Genomic DNA, 20733 nt, shown 5'->3' with positions numbered 1-20733 from the left:
CAAAATATCCTTGCCCTTTTATATAAAGGGCAAGGATTGCAATAAAAGGGGGAGGACAATGCCAGCAATTTTGGAAACTAAGGACTTGTCAATAGCCTTTGGGGGGCATAGGGCCGTTAATCGGGTTTCCGTTCAAATTCAAGAAAAAAAGTTCACCTCGATCATTGGACCAAATGGTGCAGGCAAAACGACATTCTTCAACTTAATCAGCGGACAATTGACCCCAACCAACGGTTCTATCTATTTAAAAGGTGCCGACATTAAAAAATTTTCCACAGCTGATAGAACGCGGTTGGGAATTGGCAGGTCTTTTCAAATAACCAATGTTTTTCCGAATCTGACAGTTTTGGAGAACGTCAGGCTAGCTGTTCAGGCACAGTCCAAAGTAAGGTACCAAATGTTTTTGCATTATTTGTATTACAGAAAGTTTGAAGAAAAAGCATATGAGCTTTTAAAGAAAGTGTTCCTGGAAGATAAGGCTGATTCAAAAACTGTCAATCTTGCACACGGTGAAAAAAGAAAGCTTGAAATCGCCATGCTGCTGGCACTCGAAACTGAGGTTTTATTATTGGATGAACCGACAGCTGGCATGTCGTTGGAGGAAGTTCCCGGGATTATTGACGTGATCAGGCAGATAAAAGAAGAAGAGAACAGGACAATAGTTTTGATTGAACACAAAATGGATATGATCATGGACTTATCTGATGAAGTGTTCGTACTGTTTCATGGTAAATTGCTGGCGACAGGGACACCGAAGGAAATTGTGGCAAATGAAACTGTCCAATCTGCCTATTTGGGGGGCATGTACAATGAACAGCTTACTTAAGCTTGAAAACGTAGAGTCTTTTATTCAGCAATATCATATTTTACACGATATAACCTTCGATGTTCCAAAAGGTGAAGTAACAGTACTGCTCGGTAGGAATGGTGCTGGAAAAACTACCACTTTGCGGACAATCATGGGGCTAAATCCGTTATCCAAAGGAAGCATTAAATTCAATCATGAGGAAGTCGGGAATTTACGTCCCTATGTCATTGCAAATAAAGGAATCGGCTATGTACCAGAAGACCAGGGGATTTTTGGTGATTTGACGGTTGGTGAAAATATGCGTGTGGCAATAAAAAAAGAGGATGAGGAAACACAAAAGCGGCTGAATTGGATATTGGACCTGTTTCCTGATTTAAAGAAATTTTGGAATAAACTCGGCGGAACATTAAGCGGCGGACAAAAACAAATGCTTGCAATTGCGAGGGCGTATGTGAACGAAAATGAGCTATTGCTCATAGATGAGCCTAGTAAAGGATTGGCACCAATTATTGTGGAAAAAGTGATGGAATCCATCCAACAGATGAAAGAAACGACGACGATTGTACTGGTCGAACAAAACTTTTTGATGGCAAGCGGGATTGGGGATCATTTTTATATCATTGACGATGGCCGAACTATTCATCACGGAGATATGGAAGAGTTAAAAAGTGATAAAGCATTGATGCAAAAATACCTGGGAATTGCATAGGAGGTGGAGGTCATGGACTTAATCATCAGCTTGGCAATTAATGGCCTGGCAACCGGCATGTTAATATTCCTCCTTGCTGCGGGTCTGACTCTCATATTCGGATTAATGAATGTACTCAATTTTGCGCACGGCGGATTGTTTATTTGGGGAGCATTCAGCGGCGTATGGGTTTATCATGCTTCCAACAGCTTTATTTTAGCAATCCTCGCATCCATAGGCACGGGGCTTCTGCTTGGTCTGTTCACCGAAAAATTGATCATCAGGCCTGTATACGGCAATCTTATTCAGCAGATTTTAATTACGTTGGGGTTTATGCTCGTTCTGCAGGAATTGATCAAAGTGGTCTTTGGTCCAAATCAAAAAGCTGTTGCGGCCCCAAAGGTTTTGGAAGGAAGTTTTGTCATCGGTGATATCGTCCTGATCAAATACCGATTATTTATTATCATCCTCGGTCTGCTTGTCTTCTTTGCTTTTTCCTACATTTTAAAAAACACAAGAATCGGTTTAATTGTACGCGCGGGAGTCATGGACAGGGAGATGGTAGAGGCGCTTGGAATCAACATTAAGGTTGTCTTCATGCTTGTCTTCATGGTTGGTGCCGCAATCGCGGCACTCAGCGGTATTTTACATGCACCTTATTCCGGAGTCATCTATGCGGAAATGGGGCTCGAATTTGCTATTTTGGCATTTATCGTCGTAGTTATTGGAGGAATGGGCAGTTTCAAGGGGTCACTTCTAGCAGCCATATTAGTTGGCTTGACTCAGGCATTTATGGCATATTACGTCCCGGCCCTGTCTTTGGCTACAAATATGCTGTTGATGGTTGCCGTACTTATCTTCAAACCACAGGGCCTGTTCACTGTGAAGGGGTGAATCAATAAATGAAATTAAGCAACGTTGAAAGATCGACATGGCTCTACGTGGCCATTTCACTTGCATTGTTTATGGTTCCTTTGTTTGTAACTGGAAGAAGCATGCAGTTTCTTATCATTCAAATTTTCATATTTGCCATTTTTGCCATGAGTTACGATCTCTTGCTGGGGTTTACCGGGATCATTTCATTTGGGCATGTGATGTTTTTTGGAATTGGTGCTTATTCGACTGCGATCATGTTAAGCCGCTTTGAAACGGGATTGGGAGCTTTGTTTATGGCTATTATTATTGCTATAGCATTGTCTGCATTTGTGAGTTTAATAGTGGGAATATTGACATTAAGACTACGTAGCCATTTTTATGCGATGCTTACACTCGCGCTTGCCGGATTATTTTTGGTAGCCGCGGAAAAATGGACATCGCTAACAGGAGGAAACGACGGTTTTACCTTTCGAATCCCGGAAATTCTTCGGGATTCGCAAATATTATATTTTGTAAGTTTAACCTTGTTTATCCTGCTGTTTTTCGGACTGAGACGATTGACGAAATCCCCTTTTGGCAGAGTGGTAATGGCAATCCGCGAAAATGAAGAGCGCGTACAGTCACTGGGCTTACATGTGGTGCATTACAAGGTGATTGTCAGCATTGTATCCGGTGTTGTTGCCAGCTTTTCCGGAGTGTTATATATGTTATCCATTCGATTCGTCGATACGAGTGTGTTTGCAACAGAATTTACGATTGATGTCTTATTAATGACAATCATAGGCGGAGTAGGCACATTAATTGGCCCGATCATTGGAGCCGGTCTAGTTGAGTTTGCCCACCACTGGTTATCAGGATTGTCCGATGTTCATTGGCTTTTTGAACGCTGGATCATCTTATATGGGACGGTGTATATATTGGTTGTTATCTTCTTCCCGAAGGGAATCGTGGGAACAATCCAGTCGAAGCTGATAAACCGCAAACAAAGAGCCCACCTTCCCAGGGTGAACAAATCCGGTAGGCAAGGAAAAAAGAGTGCATGACGTTTTAAGGGTTATTGATAAAAGGGGGGAGTTACCATAGCAAATGTTTTTATAAAGGAAGCACTGTTGCCAAATGGTGAAAAATTGGCTTATCGGGAACGTGAAGGAGGCCAGAATACTATCATATTGGTCCATGGGAATATGACGTCATCAATCCATTGGGAGCCGGTTATCCGCGACCTGTCACCAGAATACAAAGTATATGCCGTTGATTTACGAGGCTTCGGCCAATCAACCTACCATAAAAAAGTTACCTCAATTAAAGATTTCTCGGATGATTTAAAGATGTTTGTAGACGGACTTTCCATTAAAAATTTCGCACTTGTCGGATGGTCGCTTGGTGGGGCAGTTTGCCAACAGTTCTGCTCGGATTATCAGGGCTTTTGCAATATGCTTTTCCTTTTGACTTCCGCCTCATCAAGGGGTTATCCGCATCATGCCACAAGAAAAAATGGTAAGCCCGACCTTTCTAAACGGATCAGTTCCTATACAGACATATTGGATGACATTAAAACAAGGATGATTCAAGCAGCCTATGACAAATCGGACTTTGCTTTTTTAAAGCAGCTGTGGGATACACTCATTTATAACCAACAGCAGCCTGATGCAAAAACGTATCTCAAACACTTGGAGGATATGACTGCGCAAAGGAATTTGGCCGAGTGTTACCACGCGCTGAATACATTCAATATAAGCTCATTTCATAATGGGCTTGTTGCTGGGGAAGACAAGTTAAAGCATATCAATATTCCTGTATTGATTGCCTGGGGAGAAAACGATCTTGTTGTAACGAAAGAAATGACCAATGAGTTAATTGAAGATTTTGGCGATCAAGCGGAAAGTATTAAATTAACGGGGTGCGGACATGCCCCGATGGTGGACTCCCCCCATCAGCTCATAGCTATTATGGAGAGCTTCCTTTCGAATAAACAGGTGTCTTCTTTAATGACCAATGTTAATGATTAAAAAAGGAGATTTTAATATGCATAGATTGCTTGAAAAGGTTGCGATCATTACAGGGGCCGCAAATGGTATCGGTTTTGAAGCTGCCAAAAAGTTTGCTTCAGAGGGAGCAAAGGTGATTATTTGTGACTATGATGAAGCAAGAGGAAAAGAATGTGAACAAGAACTTTTGAATCAAGGATTGGAATGCAAATTTTTCCAAGTCAATGTAGCGGACCGTGCAACTGTTGATGCCATGGCAGCTCAAGTGATTGCCGAATTCGGAAAGATTGATATTTTGGTGAATAATGCAGGGATTACGAGGGATGCAATGCTGCGGAAAATGACAAAGGATCAGTTCCAGCAAGTAATTGATGTAAATCTCACCGGTGTATTCCACTGCACCCAGGCAGTAATACCGGCAATGCTCCAACAACAAAAAGGAAAGATAATAAATACATCCTCAGTCTCCGGCGTTTATGGAAATGTTGGACAGACAAATTATGCTGCTGCAAAAGCTGGGATCATAGGAATGACAAAAAGCTGGGCAAAAGAGCTGGGGCGCAAGGGTATCAATGTGAATACGGTTGTACCCGGATTTACAGAAACAAGTATGGTCGAAACAGTTCCAGAAAAAGTGATTGATCAGTTGAAGCAGCAAATCCCATTGCAGCGTCTTGCAAACCCAGAGGATATAGCAAATGCATATTTATTTCTTGCATCCGATGAGTCTGATTATATTAATGGGCATGCACTTCATGTGGACGGCGGCATTGTCATGTAAAAACTCGCGGGCATATTGTTTGAAAATAATTAACAATGATTGAATCGGTAAGAACAATAATCTAATATTAATTTAAAGGGGGAGCATATCAATCACTACTTGCTCCCCTTTTTTATGATAAATATCAATATATATGATAAGGAGCAGTACCATGAGTTCAAACGAGTTGGAAAAGAAAATAATCGACAGTTACCGCAAAGATGAGAAGATGATGATACTTATATTTGCCCAATGGTGTATCAATCATGACTTGAATCCTGAGACTTTATATAGAAAGGCCTATCCGAACCAAAATAAAAATCAATCATTGACTGAAGCGATGGAACTGACTGTTCCAAAGGAAGAGGCCGGGGATATACCAACCGACACATTATTAGGGGTTCTTTCTTTGTTTGGCAATGAAGATCTGGCCTTCATTGTAACAGAAGAAATGCAGAAGATATCCGGAAATAAATAAGGGGGAAGCCCAAAAGCATGTCAAATAACGAAGAGAAAAAGAACAAGCTTAAAGTCATTCAATTTGATAAGGATAAACGGACGCTTGTTGAATCAATGCAGCCACAGGAAACTTTTGATGACGTTGGCGGGTTGGAAGAAGTAAAAAAGAAAATAAGGATGAACTTTATTTTGCCGTTGCAAAATCCTGAATTCTTTAAAGCATACGGAAAAGAAGCTGGGGGCAGCCTGCTCTTATACGGACCTCCGGGTTGCGGTAAAACTTTTCTGGCAAAGGCGATTGCAGGGGAGATTAATGCAAACTTTTTACACATGGAGCTGCAAGCGATTTTATCGATGTATGTAGGACAAAGCGAACATAATCTTCATGATTTTTTTGAAGAGGCTCGTGAACAGAAACCGTGTGTCCTATTCATTGATGAGCTTGATGCACTAGGCGGCAGCAGGCAAAATATGAGGCATCACCATGAAAGGATGCTTGTCAATCAATTGCTGCTGGAAATGGACGGCCTAAGCTCCCACAACCATGGAGTGTATGTCATTGGTGCCACAAACACACCATGGTATTTGGATCCTGCGTTAAGAAGACCCGGGCGGTTTAACCAGTTAATTTTTATTCCACCTCCAAGCGAGCAGGAAAGAGAACTGATTTTACAAATAAAGACGAAGGATAAGCCTCAAACAACATTGAACTTTAGAAAGGTTGCAAATAGATCACCGCACTTCTCAGGTGCTGACTTGGAACAGCTTGTAAACGACGCAATCGAATCCGCGCTCCAGCGTTCACTGGAAACAGGGGAATTGCAGCCACTGACAGACAATGATATTAACAAGGCCCTAAAAGGCCGCCAGCCGACTACATTGGAGTGGTTTTCCACAGCTAAAAACTATGCGACCTTCAGCGATGTAAATAGAGATTACCAGCAAGTATTGGATTATATTAAAGAAAATAAGATTCGATAGGAAGTGAATTCCATTGAATGAAAGTGTTCAATACTCCCAGTTTGAAAGAGTTGTCCAGCTTTTGGACTGGAATCGGTATCAAGATTCCATCAATGAAGCGGAAGCCTACATACAAATGTACCCGGAAGATCCGGATGGGTTTGCATTATTAGGAAAAATATATTTGGAAATGGACGAATATAAGAAAGCCCTGCATTGGTCCCAAGAAGCACTGAAAATGGATCCGGAGAATCCGTTGGCTTGGGAAGTCAGGGCAGGCACCCTTTATACCCAACAGGATTGGAAGGCTGCCAGAAAAGCAATCGAAGAAGCAATCAGTCTCTTTCCAGACAACAGTTATTATTATTTTTTGGATGGGAATATATATAATCAACAAGGAAAGTTCAGGCAGGCGGAGAAGTGTTTCGAAGATGCTTTACGATTGGATTCCTATAATGCACTTTATATTGCCAATTACAGTTATGTTCAAAGCCTGCTCGGAAATAAGGAACTTTCAGTTGAGACGGAAAAACAATCACTTGAATTAGAGCCGGATAATCCATTAATCTTTTTATACTTGGCCTGGGCAGCTGATCATAGGGACGACCATGAAAAAGCGCTCACTTTTTTGGAGAATGCAGTTCGTCTGGATCCTGATAATCCGCAAACCCGCAATGAGTATCTTGAAATTTTACAGAAGCAATATAAATTTTACCGACTTGTACTGTTGCCTTCCAAAATGTTTTCAAAATTCAGGCCATGGGTTGCCTTGTTACTGTGGATATTTTTATGGATCGTTTTCAAGCCCCTTGTCCTTTTGTTTATCATCATTTACGCGGCAGCGCATTGGAGCACCAAATTGATTGTAAATTATAAAGTGTTCGGGAAGGTATTTGTAAGAAATATAAAGAATAAATAGAGGGAGATGATCTGTATGATTGATTTACGCCTAATACGAGAAGCCCGGGAAAGAATTGGTGACATTGTTAAAATGACTCCAATGATGAGTTCAGAAACAATTGCAAAAGACATTGGCAATGATTTGTTTTTCAAGTGTGAGCATTTACAAAAGACGGGTGCGTTTAAAATCCGCGGCGCTTCCAACAAAGTTATCTATGAGGCTCAGAAAAATACCCAACATGTGATTGCTGCATCATCGGGTAACCACGGGCAGGCCGTGGCGTACATAGCCAATCAACTTGGAATTACTTCTACAATTGTCGTTCCTGAAAACGCAGCAGCATGCAAAAAAAATGCAATCCAAGCGTATAATGGTAATCTCGAATTTTGTGGGACCACTTCAGAAGAACGAATCGAAAGAGCTAAAAAAATTAGTGAAGAGAATAATGCTGTATTTATCCCCCCTTACGATGATCCTTTCATCATGGCTGGCCAAGGCACAGCAGGCTTGGAAATCCTGGACCAACTTGATGGAATTGATGAGGTATATATTCCAATTGGGGGAGGCGGATTAATTTCTGGCATTGCCACTGCCATTAAAGAATCAAACCCGCGGATTCGAGTTATCGGAGTGGAACCCGCCATTGCTAATGATACATATTTGTCTTTTAAGGAAGGGAAAAGAATCAATATCGGCGCCAACGATACAATTGCAGACGGATTAAGGACCTCCATACCGGGTGAGTTGACTTTTCCTGTTGTCCAGCGATATGTGGACGATATTGTCTTGGTTGAGGAGCAAGAAATTATGAATTCTTTTACATATATATTGACGCGGATGAAACAGCTGATTGAACCTTCAGGTGCGGTTTCAGCGGCAGGAGCCATGAAGAGAAAGCCCGAAGGAAAACGAATTGTTGCGTTAATTTCAGGAGGGAATGTAGATACGGAGATCATTCCCCAACTATTAAAATAAAAAGAGAGTGGGGATTTCATGGCGAAAATTACTGTGTTGTACGGCAGCAGTAGAACAACAAGCAATACCGAACTTTTGACAAAAAGGGCGATTGACGGTTTGGACGCAACGGAAATTTATCTGCGTGACTTTATCATTAAGCCAATTGTGGATGGGCGCCATGAGGAAAGTGGATTTGATGATGTAGATGACGATTACAACGCCATTATTAAACAGGTTGATGAAAGTGAAATTATTATTTTTTCAACACCTATTTACTGGTACAGTATGTCTGGTTTAATGAAGAATTTTATCGACCGTTGGTCACAAACATTAAGAGATTCAAGCTTTCCAGATTTCAAGGAAAATATGAGCAGGAAAAAATCGTATGTAATTGCAGTTGGCGGTGATGATCCCCACATGAAAGGTTTGGCCATGATTGATCAATTTCGCTGGATTTTTCAATTCGTCAGCATGTCCTTTGGAGGGTATATTATCGGAGCAGGTAATAAGCCGGAAGATGTGTTACAGGATGAGATAGCAATGCTATCTGCAAAAAAATTAAATGAGCTACTTAAAGAAACTGTTTAGGCGTAGATCTAATAAAAAAGAAATCCACTTGAACTGACAGTCACAGGTCAAGTGGATTTTTTATATTAGGAAATTACCGAGCGGAGTAACCTCCGTCAATGACCAATTCTGCACCCGTTATGTAGGATGCTTCATCAGAGGCCAGGAATAAGATGGCATTGGCGACTTCCTCAGGCTGTCCCAAACGCTGCATGGGCGTGGCGCGAACGAGCGCGTCCATTGCTTCTTTATACTCCGTCAGCTTTGCTACCATTGGTGTTTCAACCACCCCTGGAAACACCGTATTCACCCGAACGTTGAATTGTCCCAAATCTGCCGCTGCTGCTCGTGCTATAGCCCTTAATGAACCTTTCGATGCAGAGTAATGATTAAAACCGGAACCAATGATAGCAGTATAAGAGGACGTATTGACTATCGAGCCTTTCCTTGCTTCCTTCATATACTTCGATACATGTTTTATCCCAAGGAATGGGCCAAAAGAATTAATCTTATGTAAAAGACACCAATCATCTTCAGTAATCTGATCTGGTGATTTTTCAGATGAGATACCTGCATTATTTATCAAAATATCTATGCGTCCATATTTATCATATACAGCTTTCGTTACTTCCGCCCAATTAACATCGGATGAGACGTCCAGGTTCATCCCTTCTACATTGCCGATTTCCGCGATTTTTGCCAGATTATCCTTGTTGATATCAGCGGCAATTACGGTGGCTCCTTCACTTGCAAACAATTTGGCCATGGCGGCGCCCATCCCTGATGCCCCGCCGGTAATTATTGTGATCTTATCCTTCAAACGAGCCATGATATTTCCTCCATTTTAAATGAGTCTTTTTTACAATATTACCCAAGTGCCTTTTACCTAAACCAATCATCAAATCCGTTAAAAAGGATTATCTATACGTTTATCCAACCCGGCAAAATATAAATATCCTTGTAATTTCTTCAAAGGGATTATATAATAAATTCAGAATTTGTTGTATTATAGTGGTTTCCCTTATCGACAATACCGGTTAAGGTCATTGTTTTTTATTTTTTAAAATTAATAAAAGCGTTTTCAAAAGATTTGAATAAATTACATAATGCATAATTCGAATTAGTAAAGATTAATAGATATCAATAATGTCGATTTGGGAGTAATGAAGACATGGAATTCACAATATTAAATCAGGAGGAAAGTACACTATGGATCAAAAAATAATAGCCTTAGAAACTGAAAGATTTGCCAACTTTCCGCAGCAGCCTCATGGCGGAAAGCTGGTAGATAGGGTATTAAAAGGGAAGGAAAGGGAAGAAGAATTTTTTAGGGCGAAACAGCTCCCAACCATTATGGTCGATTTGGAAGCTGTCATTACGCTGGAAATGATTGCCACTGGTGTCTTGTCACCAAATGAAGGTTTTATGAATGAAGAGGACTATAAGTCTGTTCTTTATCAAGGCAGGTTAAAAAATGGAGTGGTATGGCCGGTACCGCTTAGCTTTGCACCGATCGGAAACCGAAATAAAGAGGTGGTAGAATCACTTTCCATTGGTGATGAAGTTGCATTAGCCGACGAAACTAAAGAGCCGGTAGCTATTTTAAAAATAGAGGATCTTTTCGCCTATAATAAAGAGGAGCGTGCAGCTCAGCTGTTCGGTACGACGGACCGCAACCATCCTGGTGTAGACTCGATTTTCCGAAGGATGGGCGATGTTGCACTAGGCGGACCGATTACACTTCTGCGCCGGGTCGACTGGGGTCCGTTTGAAAAAATTCGCCTGGAGCCGAAAGATACTTGGAGAATCTTTTATGAAGAAAAAAAATACCGTTCCGTAGGCGGATTCATAACAGGTGCGAATCCACTACATCGCGGACATGAATATATTCATAAAAATGCACTTGAAACAGTCGATGGATTATTGGTTCAGCCCCTTGTCGAGATGGCCAAGCGAGAGTATACCCGCAACGAATTCCGGATGCTTTCTTATCGGAGTGTCTTGGATACTTATTATCCAAAAGAACGTGTATCACTAGCTCCATTACGGGTCACCTACATATTTGCCGGCCCGCGGGAAACTGTATTGCATGCGTTGATCATGAAAAATTTCGGCTGTACTCACGCGTTAATTGGCCGTGATCATGCCGGTGTAGGTGATTATTATGATAAATATGCAAGCCACTCAATATTCGACGACTTTTCTCCTGATGAATTAGGCATTGAAGTCCAGTTGTACCATGAAGTCTTTTATTGCACACGTTGCTCGAATCATGCTACAGAAAAGACTTGTTCACACGATGAACGCTTCAGGCTGAAAATTTCCGGAACAGGCATTAGGGAAATGCTCAGACACGGAATCATGCCGCCGAAAGAAATTGTGCGGCCTGAATCCAGCCGGATTGCCATGCAGGGAATCCAGCCGAAAGGTTTGGATGATAATCAACATTCCATCTCGCCGGTGGGTAAAACGATTAAAAGCATGTTTCCGTTTTATTTGGAAGCAACGCGTCTCGGTGGTACTTACCGGAAGGAAAAGCTGACACCAGAAGAGCTGACCATCCGCGATCTGGAAGCTGCAACAACGGACGTTCGTTTGAATGCAGACCGCATTTATAATGACATCTACGAAGAATACACATATATTGGTGATGCGGATCGTGACATGCAAAGGCAGTGGGTTACTGAAGCTCGTGAAGCTTTGCGACAACAGCAGGAAATGGTTGTAGAAGACTTGAAAGAGAAAGTGAAGCAGGCACCAGAAACAGCATCGGACGAATTTTTATATCAGGACAAAGAGGAATCGCGGAAAGAATTGGAAGTTGCCGAAAAGATTCTCGCCGACATTCCGCCAGCATTGCGTGCTGAAGAACTGAAGTATCGTATCTGGAATCCGTTACCTTACCATCGCTACCGCGGCAGTGATGAACCTGAGAATAAATAATATAGAATGCCCCCGCAGCATAAGCGGGGGTTTTACATGTGTCTAAATTAATGCAATTTCCCAGATTTCCCCGACTTTGGTCGTATTTCCTAAAATCCAGTCGAAAAATTTAAGTTAGAGATGTATAATTGGTAATTGGAACAATTTAAAAATGGAGAGGAGATCCTATTTTGATGGAATGGACATTGGGAGGGTTGTTTGCAGCCTCCGCTTTATTGCTCATTATTTCAGGAGTCAAAGGCCGAAAAGCCTCCAAAGAAGAGCAAAAAGAGATTGATATGATTCATATTTCAACCATGAATGAAATAAAAGATATAAGAGAGTCAATCCGGAACCTTGAGCTTGATATGGATATTGTCATAAAGGAATCTGGTCTTCAGCTTTCATCCCAAGAGAGAACTTTCATGCGTGAAGTACTGGATTTGTATAATCGAAAATATTCAATTGAGAATATAGCGGCACAGAAACATGTTTCGGAAGATGAAATTAGACAAATCATTGCACCATACATAGCGGGTAAGAATGAAAGGAGAAAAGTTGCACATGAGATTTAACTCCTTGGCCAGCTTTGCAGCTGGAATTCTCCTGGCTACTTCTGTTAGCAGTGCTGCTTACTTCTCTGTTAAGGGTGAAGCTTCAAACCTTCCTGTGAAAAAAGAAGTCAAAGAGACTATCGTTGAAACTCAATTATCTGAGGAAGAAATGAAAGCCGAACTTGAATCATCTGGCTTTATTGTGCAAACAACCGGTGAATATGACAAAAATATTGAAGAAGCAATTGAAGAAGCGAAGAAAGCTGTAGAAAAAGAAAAACCAGAAGATGAGAAGAAAGTTGTGTATCGCGTAGTCATCAATGTCACCGACGGAATGACAAGCATTGACGTAGGGAGAATGCTTGTTAAAGCTAAAATAATTGATGATGCTTTTAAATTCTCAAAAGCTGTTGAGAAGAAAAAGGTTGAAAACCGTTTGCGTCCGGGTTCATATGAAGTGGATAGTGAAATGTCCCGTGATGAAGTGATCGCTGCGATTTTCAAATAACGAACCGAAAAACGCCCGATGTTCCAGTGAAGTACTGGGAATTCAGGCGTTTTTCCTATTTTCCAATAAAGTTTTCCGTATAAAATGGTCTTGATTCGGAATCAAATGCCACTCCTACACCAAGCGAATTAAAATCCCGACTCAAAATATTTTTTCTATGACCCATGGAGTTCATTAGTCCTTCATGGGCGAAAATGCTGCTAACTTGTCCGCTTGCAATATTTTCTCCTGCAGCTCTATACATAATCTCATCCTGCTTCAAACGATCAAAAGGAGACAGGCCTTCTAAATTGTCATGGCTGAAATACCCTTTTTGTGCCATATCCGAGCTATGTCCGCGTGCTGTTATTTTCACATGGTCATTCCAGGACAAAACAGGGAGGCCGTTCTTCACCCTTGCTGCATTGGTAAGGTCGAACAATTGATACTCGAAGCCTTCCTCAAGTAACTTGCTTCCAGATGCAAAGAAATCTTTTTTATGGTGCTCAAGTTCATTACTAATGATTTGAATCGCCGTAACCGTATCATTTTTATGTTTATCAAAAAATATGGTCACGTAGCAATTATCAAGCTCATAGAGGTTGTATTCGCCATTGTTTTGAACCTGATACGTTATAAATCCTTTCCTAATCCCTTTGACCGGTTCTCCCAGTTTCTCAACAACAGTTTCTTTGGAATCGTTCATTTTAATTCCGATTTGGGACGATATCAAATCTTGATTTGTATATAGTCCGGCAACTTTCCCCTGATCGTCATATGCGGCCATAAAGAAATTTTGGTAGTTTTCGTGATAAGTGTACCAATTTACTCCATATTCGTTAGAGAAGGACCGCTTTGCTTCGCCTGCTTGCTTTTCAACAGAACCCTTAGTATCACCAATTTCAACGTTATGGATGGAAAATGATTGTTCGTCTGGTGTTTGAAGGGATGGGCGTTCAACAGGTTCTTCCGTCTCAATGCCTTTTATTTCGCTCTTCAAGCTCTGAAGCCCTTCTTGAATTGCAACAGCTATATTGTTAAACTCAGGTTGATTTTTAACTGATTCAATATATGGATGAATGGCATTAAATATGGAATGAACAGACGAAACAACTCTTTCATTTCCTTGCTTATATAATACGAAGCCTGCAAGTAACAGGAGTACAATCAAAGTTCTGAACAGCTTCAAACAGGATTCACTCCTTTCATATCTATGAAGAATCCAATATATCTATTTTATAATGCTTGTAGAAGAAATGGAAATAAGGCGTGTTGGTAGATATAGGATCTACTATTGAAAATACGAACAAACATTTGGTGGAATGTGTTTACCATCTCAGACCTTTGCAAAAATAATTTGGGAAGGAGTTTGAAAGTTGATGAGGAATCGGGGGGGTAGTGAAGAAAGGAAATGAGGATTGAGGCAATGCTTTCAATTGTAGGATTAATCGATGTTAATATTAGAAATGTTATATATAAGCATAGGATGGAAATGCAACCGGAGCAATTTTCCGGAAGGCACCGATTGTATAAGGTAAATGAGGACTTTTTTAAGGCGATATGGCTTGGAAATAGGTTTGTCTGTAATGTATGACCACGTATTCCTGAGGTACCGAAAGAATTCTTGCCCTCATTTATATGAGTTGTGATTGATCGGAATGGATGAGGCGACAATGATGGCATACTATGAAAATTACCACAGTCAGCAATAAATCATGAAAAGTACGAATTACTAAATACCACGTTGCTAATGGTAAGTTAATAAAGTCGAACTTAGGACCAATGTAAGCCGATCAATGTTAGAGCTAATAATTATTCTTTCTAAAAAACAATACTTATGGGAACCATTTAATTGAGTATGTATCACAAAATTTATTCAAAAATTGTAATTAGTAATAATTCCGAGCCAATACATCAGGAATAATTCAAAACAACATCTGACAGTCATTATAGGGAAGATACATGATAAATCTTGAGTGCTTTTTATTTTATCTTCTCTAGTTTACATAATATAAATTATAGGAAGTAAACTAAATAATATCTCATACCATAAGTATACTTCTAATAGTGAGACAAAAAAAGCACAGGTTCCAGCTAACCTGTGCCTTAACCTAGACCTTTATTAAATGCTGTCTAGGCGTTCCCAAATATTTTATAGTTTTGTATTTGTGATCATACGAATCAACTTCAATATAGATAGGTGCATCCAGCAGCCATGGCACATGAGAATATAATATTTCATCAGCTTTAACAATCATCTGAATTGCTTTAGACAGCTCAGTTTGCATTTGATCAAATGCAGCTTGTAAAGCTTCATCTTTTTGATTGGATTCAAAGTAAACTTTTCCAGTCAATATATATTCTCCTAGCCTTGGTTTCCATTCTGCAGTAAGCACTTTTTCGCTTTTTGTGTTAAACAAGGTCGTTTCATATTTAAATCCGATTGCCAAATGACAGCTTGAATCGCTAGTTGACATTATTAATGTGTATTTCCTTCCATCCACTGGACGGTATGCTGTTGCAGGAGGCAAGATGGTTACTGAAAATTGATCGTACTCCAATTTCTCCATGCAGCATCTCCCCTTTTTTGGTGCCTTTTCCATATGATATGACTAAGGCCCATTAGGGGTGATGCTAATCGATTAGTCAGCCATCAATGCAACCATCAATGCTTTTTGAACATGCAGGCGGTTTTCCGCTTCATCAAAAACCAGGGATTGCGGTCCATCGATAACCTCTGCACTAACTTCCTCACCACGATGTGCAGGCAGGCAATGCAGGAAAACAGCTTCTTGATCAGCTGCCGCCATCAGCTCGCTGTTCACTTGAAAATCAGCAAAAGCTTTTAATCTCTGTTGTTGTTCTTCCTCCCAGCCCATACTGGTCCATACATCTGTATAAACTGCATCTGCACCATTTACAGCTTCTTTCGGATCATTTGTAATCTCAATCTTTGCTCCTGTTTCCTTAGCAATTTCTTGAGCTTTTTCAACGATTGCCTGTTTTGGTTCATAGCCTTTTGGAGCAGCAATTGAGCAATGTACGCCGATTTTTGCACAACCGATCATCAAAGAATGCGTCATGTTGTTCCCATCACCTACATAGGCCAGTTTCTTGCCTTCCAGACTCCCTTTTGCTTCATATAAAGTCATCAAGTCGGCCAAAACTTGGCAAGGATGATAGTCGTCTGTCAATCCATTGATGACCGGGACACTGGAATTGTTAGCAAGCTGCACGACGGAGTCATGGCTGTATGCTCTGATCATAATTCCATCAACAAAGCGGGATAATACTTTGGCTGTATCCTCGACTGTCTCACCACGTCCCATTTGAAGATCATCTTTACCTAGAAATAATGCATGGCCTCCCAATTGAATCATCCCAACTTCAAAGGATACACGCGTTCTTGTAGAGAGTTTTTCAAAAATCATTGCAATGGACTTACCCTTCAAATAATGGTGGGTTACTCCCTTCTTCTGCATATCTTTCAGTTTTATGGCATCATTGATGATTTTCATAATTTCTTCTTTTGTATAGTCGGCAAGCGTAAGTAAATGTCTTCCTTTGAGTGAAACGGATGTTGCTGTCATGATGTCACCACGTCCTTTCCTTTTGTTTCGAGCCAGCTTTGGAGCGATTTCGGTTCGCTGACAGTTTGTTTTATCGCTGTTAAATATGCTTTAAACGTTTCAAGCTCAGTCATAACCTCCAACTGTGCTGCGGAAGCCATTTGCCTCTTGATAATGGAATCCGTGTCATTGCCGAGACTCAGTAAAACCGAACCACTTCCGGCTTTTACCCAATCTGTAAAAGAGACGCCCATTTTCTCCGTGACCATGTTGACATCTGATTCAACAATTAATTTTTCGATAATGTCTTTATCCTGTTTATTTGCATCCACGAAGATTTCCTGACGCCCTTTTTGTTGTTTAGATGAAAGGCGTTCGTTCCACACCATTGCTTTGGCAAGAGCCTCTTCGACCGTCTTGCCAATCCCGATAAGCTCACCTGTTGACTTCATTTCAGGTGTAAGCTTCGGGTCCAGCCCGTCGAGTTTTCCAGTAGAAAAAATAGGGTTTTTAATTGTATAAAAAGATGGTATTTTTCGTTTTTCAATGGCCAATGATGATCCTGTCAGTATGTTCACACATTCATCAATTAGTTTAATCCCAGTAATTTTACTTACAATTGGAACTGTACGCGAGGCCCTTGGATTTACTTCCAGCATATAGACAATGTTGTTATAAACAACAAATTGCACATTGAATATGCCTTTGAAATTTAGCTTCTGAGCAACCCTTTTGGCAAACTCAAAAACTGTTTCTTTAATTTCGTCAGATATATTGACCGGCGGCGTGATCGTCATGCTGTCGCCGGAATGGACACCTGCTTTTTCTATATGTTCGAAATAGGCAGGAATGAGAATATCATTTCCGTCAGTCAAAACGTCAACTTCAAGTTCCAGTCCCTGATAATAAGCATCAACCAATACCGGATATTCAATACTAGCAAGATATTTATCCAATTCTTCCGCACTGTCTATGATCAGCATTCCTTGCCCGCCGATCACATAGGAAGGTCTCAATAAAACCGGGAAACCCATTTCAGCTGCTTTTGATTTCAAATTAGCCTCATCATTAGCTGTAATTCCAGGAATATGTGGTATGTCCAGTTCTTTCAACAAGGAATAGAATCTCTCTCGATCTTCTACTATATCTATTTGATCCTGTGTGATCGATAATAGTGGGACACCGTTATCTTCCAAGCCCTCCGCGAGATTAATTGCTGTCTGGCCTCCAAGCTGAACGATGACTCCATCAGGTTTTTCATATTCCAATATATTTAAAACATCTTCAAGATGAAGTGGCTCGAAATAAAGGCGATCTGCAATTTGAAAGTCTGTGCTGACTGTTCCAGGATTATTATTGATCAAAATCGTCTCATATCCTGAGTCTTTTAAAGCAAGTGCCGCTCGTACCGTACAATAATCAAATTCAATTCCTTGCCCGATTCGGACGGGGCCAGATCCGATAATTGCAATTTTTTTCCTCTTTCCGTCCGTTAAAACCTGGTCGCCCTCCCCTTTCCATGTGGAATAGAAATAAGGGGCTGCTGCTGTAAATTCGCCTGCACACGAATCAACCATTTGAAAAACGGGTTCGACATCAAACTCTTTGCGTTTATTCCTGATGTGATCAAGCGATGTATCCCAAATAGAAGCAAGCCAAGCATCCGAAAATCCATTTTCTTTTAACTGCCTTAGCAGTTCAGGGCTGATTGTATCTATGTTTTCTTCTTTGGCTATGTTTTCCATACGAATAAGTTCTGCTAAAACCTCAAGGAAAAAGGGATGGATGTTTGTTTCCTGATGTACCTCTTTCGTTGTTACGCCTCTTCTCAAAAGCTCAAGAATTGCAAAGAAACGGATGTCGTCAGCATGATTGACAGAGTTCCAAAGCTCTGCACTACTTTTATCTGATATTCCTTTTAATTCGAGTCCTTTTGTTTTTAACTCGAGGGACCTTACTGCTTTTTGCAAAGCGGAAGGAAGTAATCGGTCAATCGCCATGACTTCCCCTGTGGCTTTCATTGTCGTTCCCAGCTCTCTTTTGGCATCCGGAAATTTATCGAAAGCCCACCGCGGCATTTTTACAACAGTATAGTCGACCACCGGTTCGGAACTTGCAAAAGTAGTACCTGTCACAGGATTAATGATTTCGTGCAGATGATAACCGAGACCAAGTTTTGCAGCAATCCTTGCAATCGGGTAGCCAGTCGCTTTGGAGGCCAATGCGGACGATCTGCTTAGCCTTGGATTAACTTCAATCAAATAATATTGGCAAGTCTCAGGATCCTGAGCAAATTGAATATTACAACCACCGATAATCTTTAAAGCGCGGATGATTTTTAGAGCTGATTGGTATAATGCATCGAATTGTTCATCAGTCAATGTTTGCTGCGGAGCAAATACGATGGAATCACCTGTATGGACTCCAACTGGATCAAAATTCTCCATGCTGCAGATAGCGATGCAAGTATCATTAGCATCCCGGATCATTTCAAATTCAATCTCTTTGAACCCGGCGATGCTTTTTTCGATTAGACATTGTGTGATAGGGCTGGATTCAAGCCCCTTTTTAACAACCCTAAGTAATTCCTCTTCATTGTTTACGATGCCCCCGCCTCCGCCTCCAAGCGTATAGGCAGGTCGAATGATGATCGGATACCCTTGCTTTTTCGCAAAGGATAACGCCTCATCGATCGTGTGTATGATTTCACTGTTCGGAACCGGCTCATCCAGTTCATGCATAAGGGCGCGAAAAGCTTCTCTGTCTTCGCCCTGGATGATCGATTCCGGTGTCGTGCCGAGCACCCGGATATTGAATTCATCCAAAATGCCCTGCTTATATAAGTCAACTGTCAAATTGAGTCCGGTCTGTCCTCCAAGCGTCCCCAGAATACTGTCGGGTTTTTCTTTTTTGATTATCTCGACGATGCTTTTCACTGTCAGCGGTTCAAAATAGACGGTTTGGGCAAATTGCTCATCAGTCATAATGGTAGCAGGATTATTGTTGACCAGTACAACCTCGCATCCTTCTTCCTGCAAGGCCAGGCAGGCTTGTGTCCCTGCATAATCAAATTCAGCCGCCTGCCCGATGACGATAGGTCCCGAACCGAGCACAAGAACCTTCTTGATGTCTTTTCCCTTAGGCATAAATACGTGCTCCTTTGCTTTCGTTCACTGTTTGAAAGAAATTATTAAAGATCAGTTCATTTAAAGGATTATTAATTTGTTCAGGATGAAATTGATAGGTCGCCAATGGATATTGTTCATGCTCCAAGCCTTCCACTGTACCGTCATGGACATTTTTAAACGACACACGCAATCCTCTCTTAATTAAGTCTTTCTCGTTGACTGCATAGCCGTGATTTTGACTGGACATAAAGACCTTTTTGGACTCTGTGTGTATGACAGCTTCCTTAAAATTACGATGGCCGGTAGGCATTTTTTCAACAGTTGCCCCAAAAGAAAGGGCAAGAATTTGGTGGCCCAGCCCAAGTCCAATTGTTGGATATTTCATGGCCAACTGTTTATATTGCGGGAAAAATTTGTGCCATTGCATCGGATCTCCCGCTCCCCCAGAAAAGATGAGTCCGTCTGGTTGTAAGGAGTTCATCAAATTCATATCGATATGATTGGAAACTACCGTTACTTTATTACCAAACTTAGATACTGCTTGAATAAGTGATTTCTTATATCCAAAATTGATAATGACGATATGCTTATTTCCATTTTGAACGACATATTCTGTGCCGGACATTGCAACCACGGCTTCTGTGTGACCGTCTAATCGGTTCGCCTTATGCCCGGATGAAATGACAGCCGGCATTTCACCATCTGTTTTCACACGTTTGATCAAGGCTCTAGTATCCATTCCTGATAGGATAGGAATATTTTGTGCGGAAAAAATATCCAATACGGATTTTCCGTTAGAATTCATTGGCAATGAGACATCCTGCTGGCTGATCAGGCCTCCAATTTGAATTTTGTCGCTTTCAGACTTTGAATGATCTAAATCGCTATTTAATATGCCAGGAAAAGTGGCTATGACAATTTTTCCTTGATTGGCAGGATCTGTAATAAATTCCTGGAATCGACCCATACCTGTAAAAAATATCAATTCTCCAATATGATCTTTTTGTCTGCCATGCCACTTTCCGGTAAATATTTCACCATTAGCGAGTATTAAGGATCCTTCCATTTCTTCCTCTCCCCGCTTTCGCATTTTTATTTTAAAAGCTGTA

20 protein-coding genes are annotated in these 20733 nt (G+C 40.9%); 14 read left to right on the top strand and 6 right to left on the bottom strand.

Features of this window, described 5'->3' with window-relative positions:
* The first annotated feature begins 58 nt into the window (after positions 1 to 58).
* The 11 genes from D4T97_RS14230 to D4T97_RS14180 all read left to right on the top strand — a co-directional run bounded on the left by D4T97_RS14230 (position 59) and on the right by D4T97_RS14180 (position 8985).
* Positions 59 to 826 carry an ABC transporter ATP-binding protein gene (locus tag D4T97_RS14230; RefSeq protein ID WP_126051422.1) on the top strand — a complete coding sequence of 256 codons (768 nt, stop codon included), beginning with the start codon at positions 59 to 61 and terminating at the stop codon, positions 824 to 826.
* Positions 810 to 1517, top strand: a complete 708-nt coding sequence (locus tag D4T97_RS14225) for an ABC transporter ATP-binding protein (protein WP_126051421.1) — start codon at positions 810 to 812, stop codon at positions 1515 to 1517. Before D4T97_RS14230 ends, D4T97_RS14225 begins: the two co-directional genes overlap by 17 nt.
* A gap of 12 nt (positions 1518 to 1529) precedes the next feature.
* Positions 1530 to 2390, top strand: a complete 861-nt coding sequence (locus D4T97_RS14220; RefSeq protein WP_126051420.1) for a branched-chain amino acid ABC transporter permease — start codon at positions 1530 to 1532, stop codon at positions 2388 to 2390.
* Positions 2391 to 2398: 8 nt separating this feature from the next.
* A complete protein-coding gene (locus D4T97_RS14215) occupies positions 2399 to 3415 on the top strand; it encodes a branched-chain amino acid ABC transporter permease (RefSeq protein ID WP_126051419.1) in 1017 nt (338 codons plus the stop codon).
* A gap of 66 nt (positions 3416 to 3481) precedes the next feature.
* On the top strand, positions 3482 to 4381 hold the full coding sequence (gene phaZ, locus D4T97_RS14210; RefSeq protein ID WP_235872260.1) for an intracellular short-chain-length polyhydroxyalkanoate depolymerase: 900 nt from the start codon (positions 3482 to 3484) through the stop codon (positions 4379 to 4381).
* Between the two features lie 16 nt (positions 4382 to 4397).
* Positions 4398 to 5141 (top strand): 3-oxoacyl-ACP reductase FabG, encoded by a 744-nt coding sequence (fabG, locus tag D4T97_RS14205; RefSeq protein ID WP_126051417.1) that lies wholly within the window; start codon positions 4398 to 4400, stop codon positions 5139 to 5141.
* A gap of 151 nt (positions 5142 to 5292) precedes the next feature.
* Entirely contained in the window at positions 5293 to 5598 is a 306-nt protein-coding gene (locus tag D4T97_RS14200) for a hypothetical protein (RefSeq protein ID WP_126051416.1), read from the top strand.
* A gap of 17 nt (positions 5599 to 5615) precedes the next feature.
* Positions 5616 to 6560: an ATP-binding protein gene (locus D4T97_RS14195; protein ID WP_126051415.1), complete on the top strand. Its 945-nt coding sequence runs from the start codon at positions 5616 to 5618 to the stop codon at positions 6558 to 6560.
* A gap of 13 nt (positions 6561 to 6573) precedes the next feature.
* Positions 6574 to 7458: a tetratricopeptide repeat protein gene (locus D4T97_RS14190; protein WP_126051414.1), complete on the top strand. Its 885-nt coding sequence runs from the start codon at positions 6574 to 6576 to the stop codon at positions 7456 to 7458.
* A 15-nt stretch (positions 7459 to 7473) separates the two neighbouring features.
* Positions 7474 to 8415 carry a threonine ammonia-lyase gene (locus D4T97_RS14185; protein WP_126051413.1) on the top strand — a complete coding sequence of 314 codons (942 nt, stop codon included), beginning with the start codon at positions 7474 to 7476 and terminating at the stop codon, positions 8413 to 8415.
* 18 nt (positions 8416 to 8433) lie between these two features.
* On the top strand, positions 8434 to 8985 hold the full coding sequence (locus D4T97_RS14180; protein WP_126051412.1) for a flavodoxin family protein: 552 nt from the start codon (positions 8434 to 8436) through the stop codon (positions 8983 to 8985).
* 73 nt (positions 8986 to 9058) lie between these two features.
* Here D4T97_RS14180 and D4T97_RS14175 read toward each other — a convergent pair whose 3' ends face one another.
* Positions 9059 to 9793: an SDR family NAD(P)-dependent oxidoreductase gene (locus D4T97_RS14175; RefSeq protein WP_126051411.1), complete on the bottom strand. Its 735-nt coding sequence runs from the start codon at positions 9791 to 9793 to the stop codon at positions 9059 to 9061.
* Positions 9794 to 10173: 380 nt separating this feature from the next.
* On the opposite strand from D4T97_RS14175, the gene D4T97_RS14170 reads away from it, so the two are divergent.
* From D4T97_RS14170 to D4T97_RS14160, 3 genes are all read left to right on the top strand, one after another.
* Positions 10174 to 11907 (top strand): sulfate adenylyltransferase, encoded by a 1734-nt coding sequence (locus tag D4T97_RS14170; protein WP_126051410.1) that lies wholly within the window; start codon positions 10174 to 10176, stop codon positions 11905 to 11907.
* A gap of 173 nt (positions 11908 to 12080) precedes the next feature.
* A complete protein-coding gene (locus D4T97_RS14165) occupies positions 12081 to 12461 on the top strand; it encodes a hypothetical protein (RefSeq protein WP_126051409.1) in 381 nt (126 codons plus the stop codon).
* Complete coding sequence (locus tag D4T97_RS14160) at positions 12451 to 12948, top strand: aminodeoxychorismate lyase (protein WP_126051408.1); 498 nt, start codon at positions 12451 to 12453, stop codon at positions 12946 to 12948. Before D4T97_RS14165 ends, D4T97_RS14160 begins: the two co-directional genes overlap by 11 nt.
* Positions 12949 to 13003: 55 nt before the next feature.
* Here D4T97_RS14160 and D4T97_RS14155 read toward each other — a convergent pair whose 3' ends face one another.
* The 5 genes from D4T97_RS14155 to D4T97_RS14135 form a co-directional block, all read right to left on the bottom strand.
* Positions 13004 to 14116 carry a CAP domain-containing protein gene (locus tag D4T97_RS14155; RefSeq protein WP_126051407.1) on the bottom strand — a complete coding sequence of 371 codons (1113 nt, stop codon included), beginning with the start codon at positions 14114 to 14116 and terminating at the stop codon, positions 13004 to 13006.
* Between the two features lie 922 nt (positions 14117 to 15038).
* Entirely contained in the window at positions 15039 to 15497 is a 459-nt protein-coding gene (locus tag D4T97_RS14150; protein WP_164525581.1) for a staygreen family protein, read from the bottom strand.
* Positions 15498 to 15569: 72 nt separating this feature from the next.
* Positions 15570 to 16517 carry an ornithine carbamoyltransferase gene (gene argF / locus D4T97_RS14145; protein ID WP_126051405.1) on the bottom strand — a complete coding sequence of 316 codons (948 nt, stop codon included), beginning with the start codon at positions 16515 to 16517 and terminating at the stop codon, positions 15570 to 15572.
* Positions 16514 to 19642, bottom strand: coding sequence for a carbamoyl phosphate synthase large subunit (locus D4T97_RS14140; RefSeq protein WP_126051404.1), 3129 nt, complete (start codon positions 19640 to 19642; stop codon positions 16514 to 16516). The genes argF and D4T97_RS14140 overlap by 4 nt, the downstream gene beginning before the upstream one ends.
* Complete coding sequence (locus D4T97_RS14135; RefSeq protein WP_164525580.1) at positions 19635 to 20690, bottom strand: carbamoyl phosphate synthase small subunit; 1056 nt, start codon at positions 20688 to 20690, stop codon at positions 19635 to 19637. Before D4T97_RS14135 ends, D4T97_RS14140 begins: the two co-directional genes overlap by 8 nt.
* Positions 20691 to 20733 lie beyond the last annotated feature (43 nt).

Source organism: Siminovitchia acidinfaciens (assembly GCF_003605385.1).
GTDB classification, from domain to species: Bacteria; Bacillota; Bacilli; order Bacillales; family Bacillaceae_C; genus Siminovitchia; species Siminovitchia acidinfaciens.
This window is presented reverse-complemented; position numbering and strand designations above follow the sequence as displayed.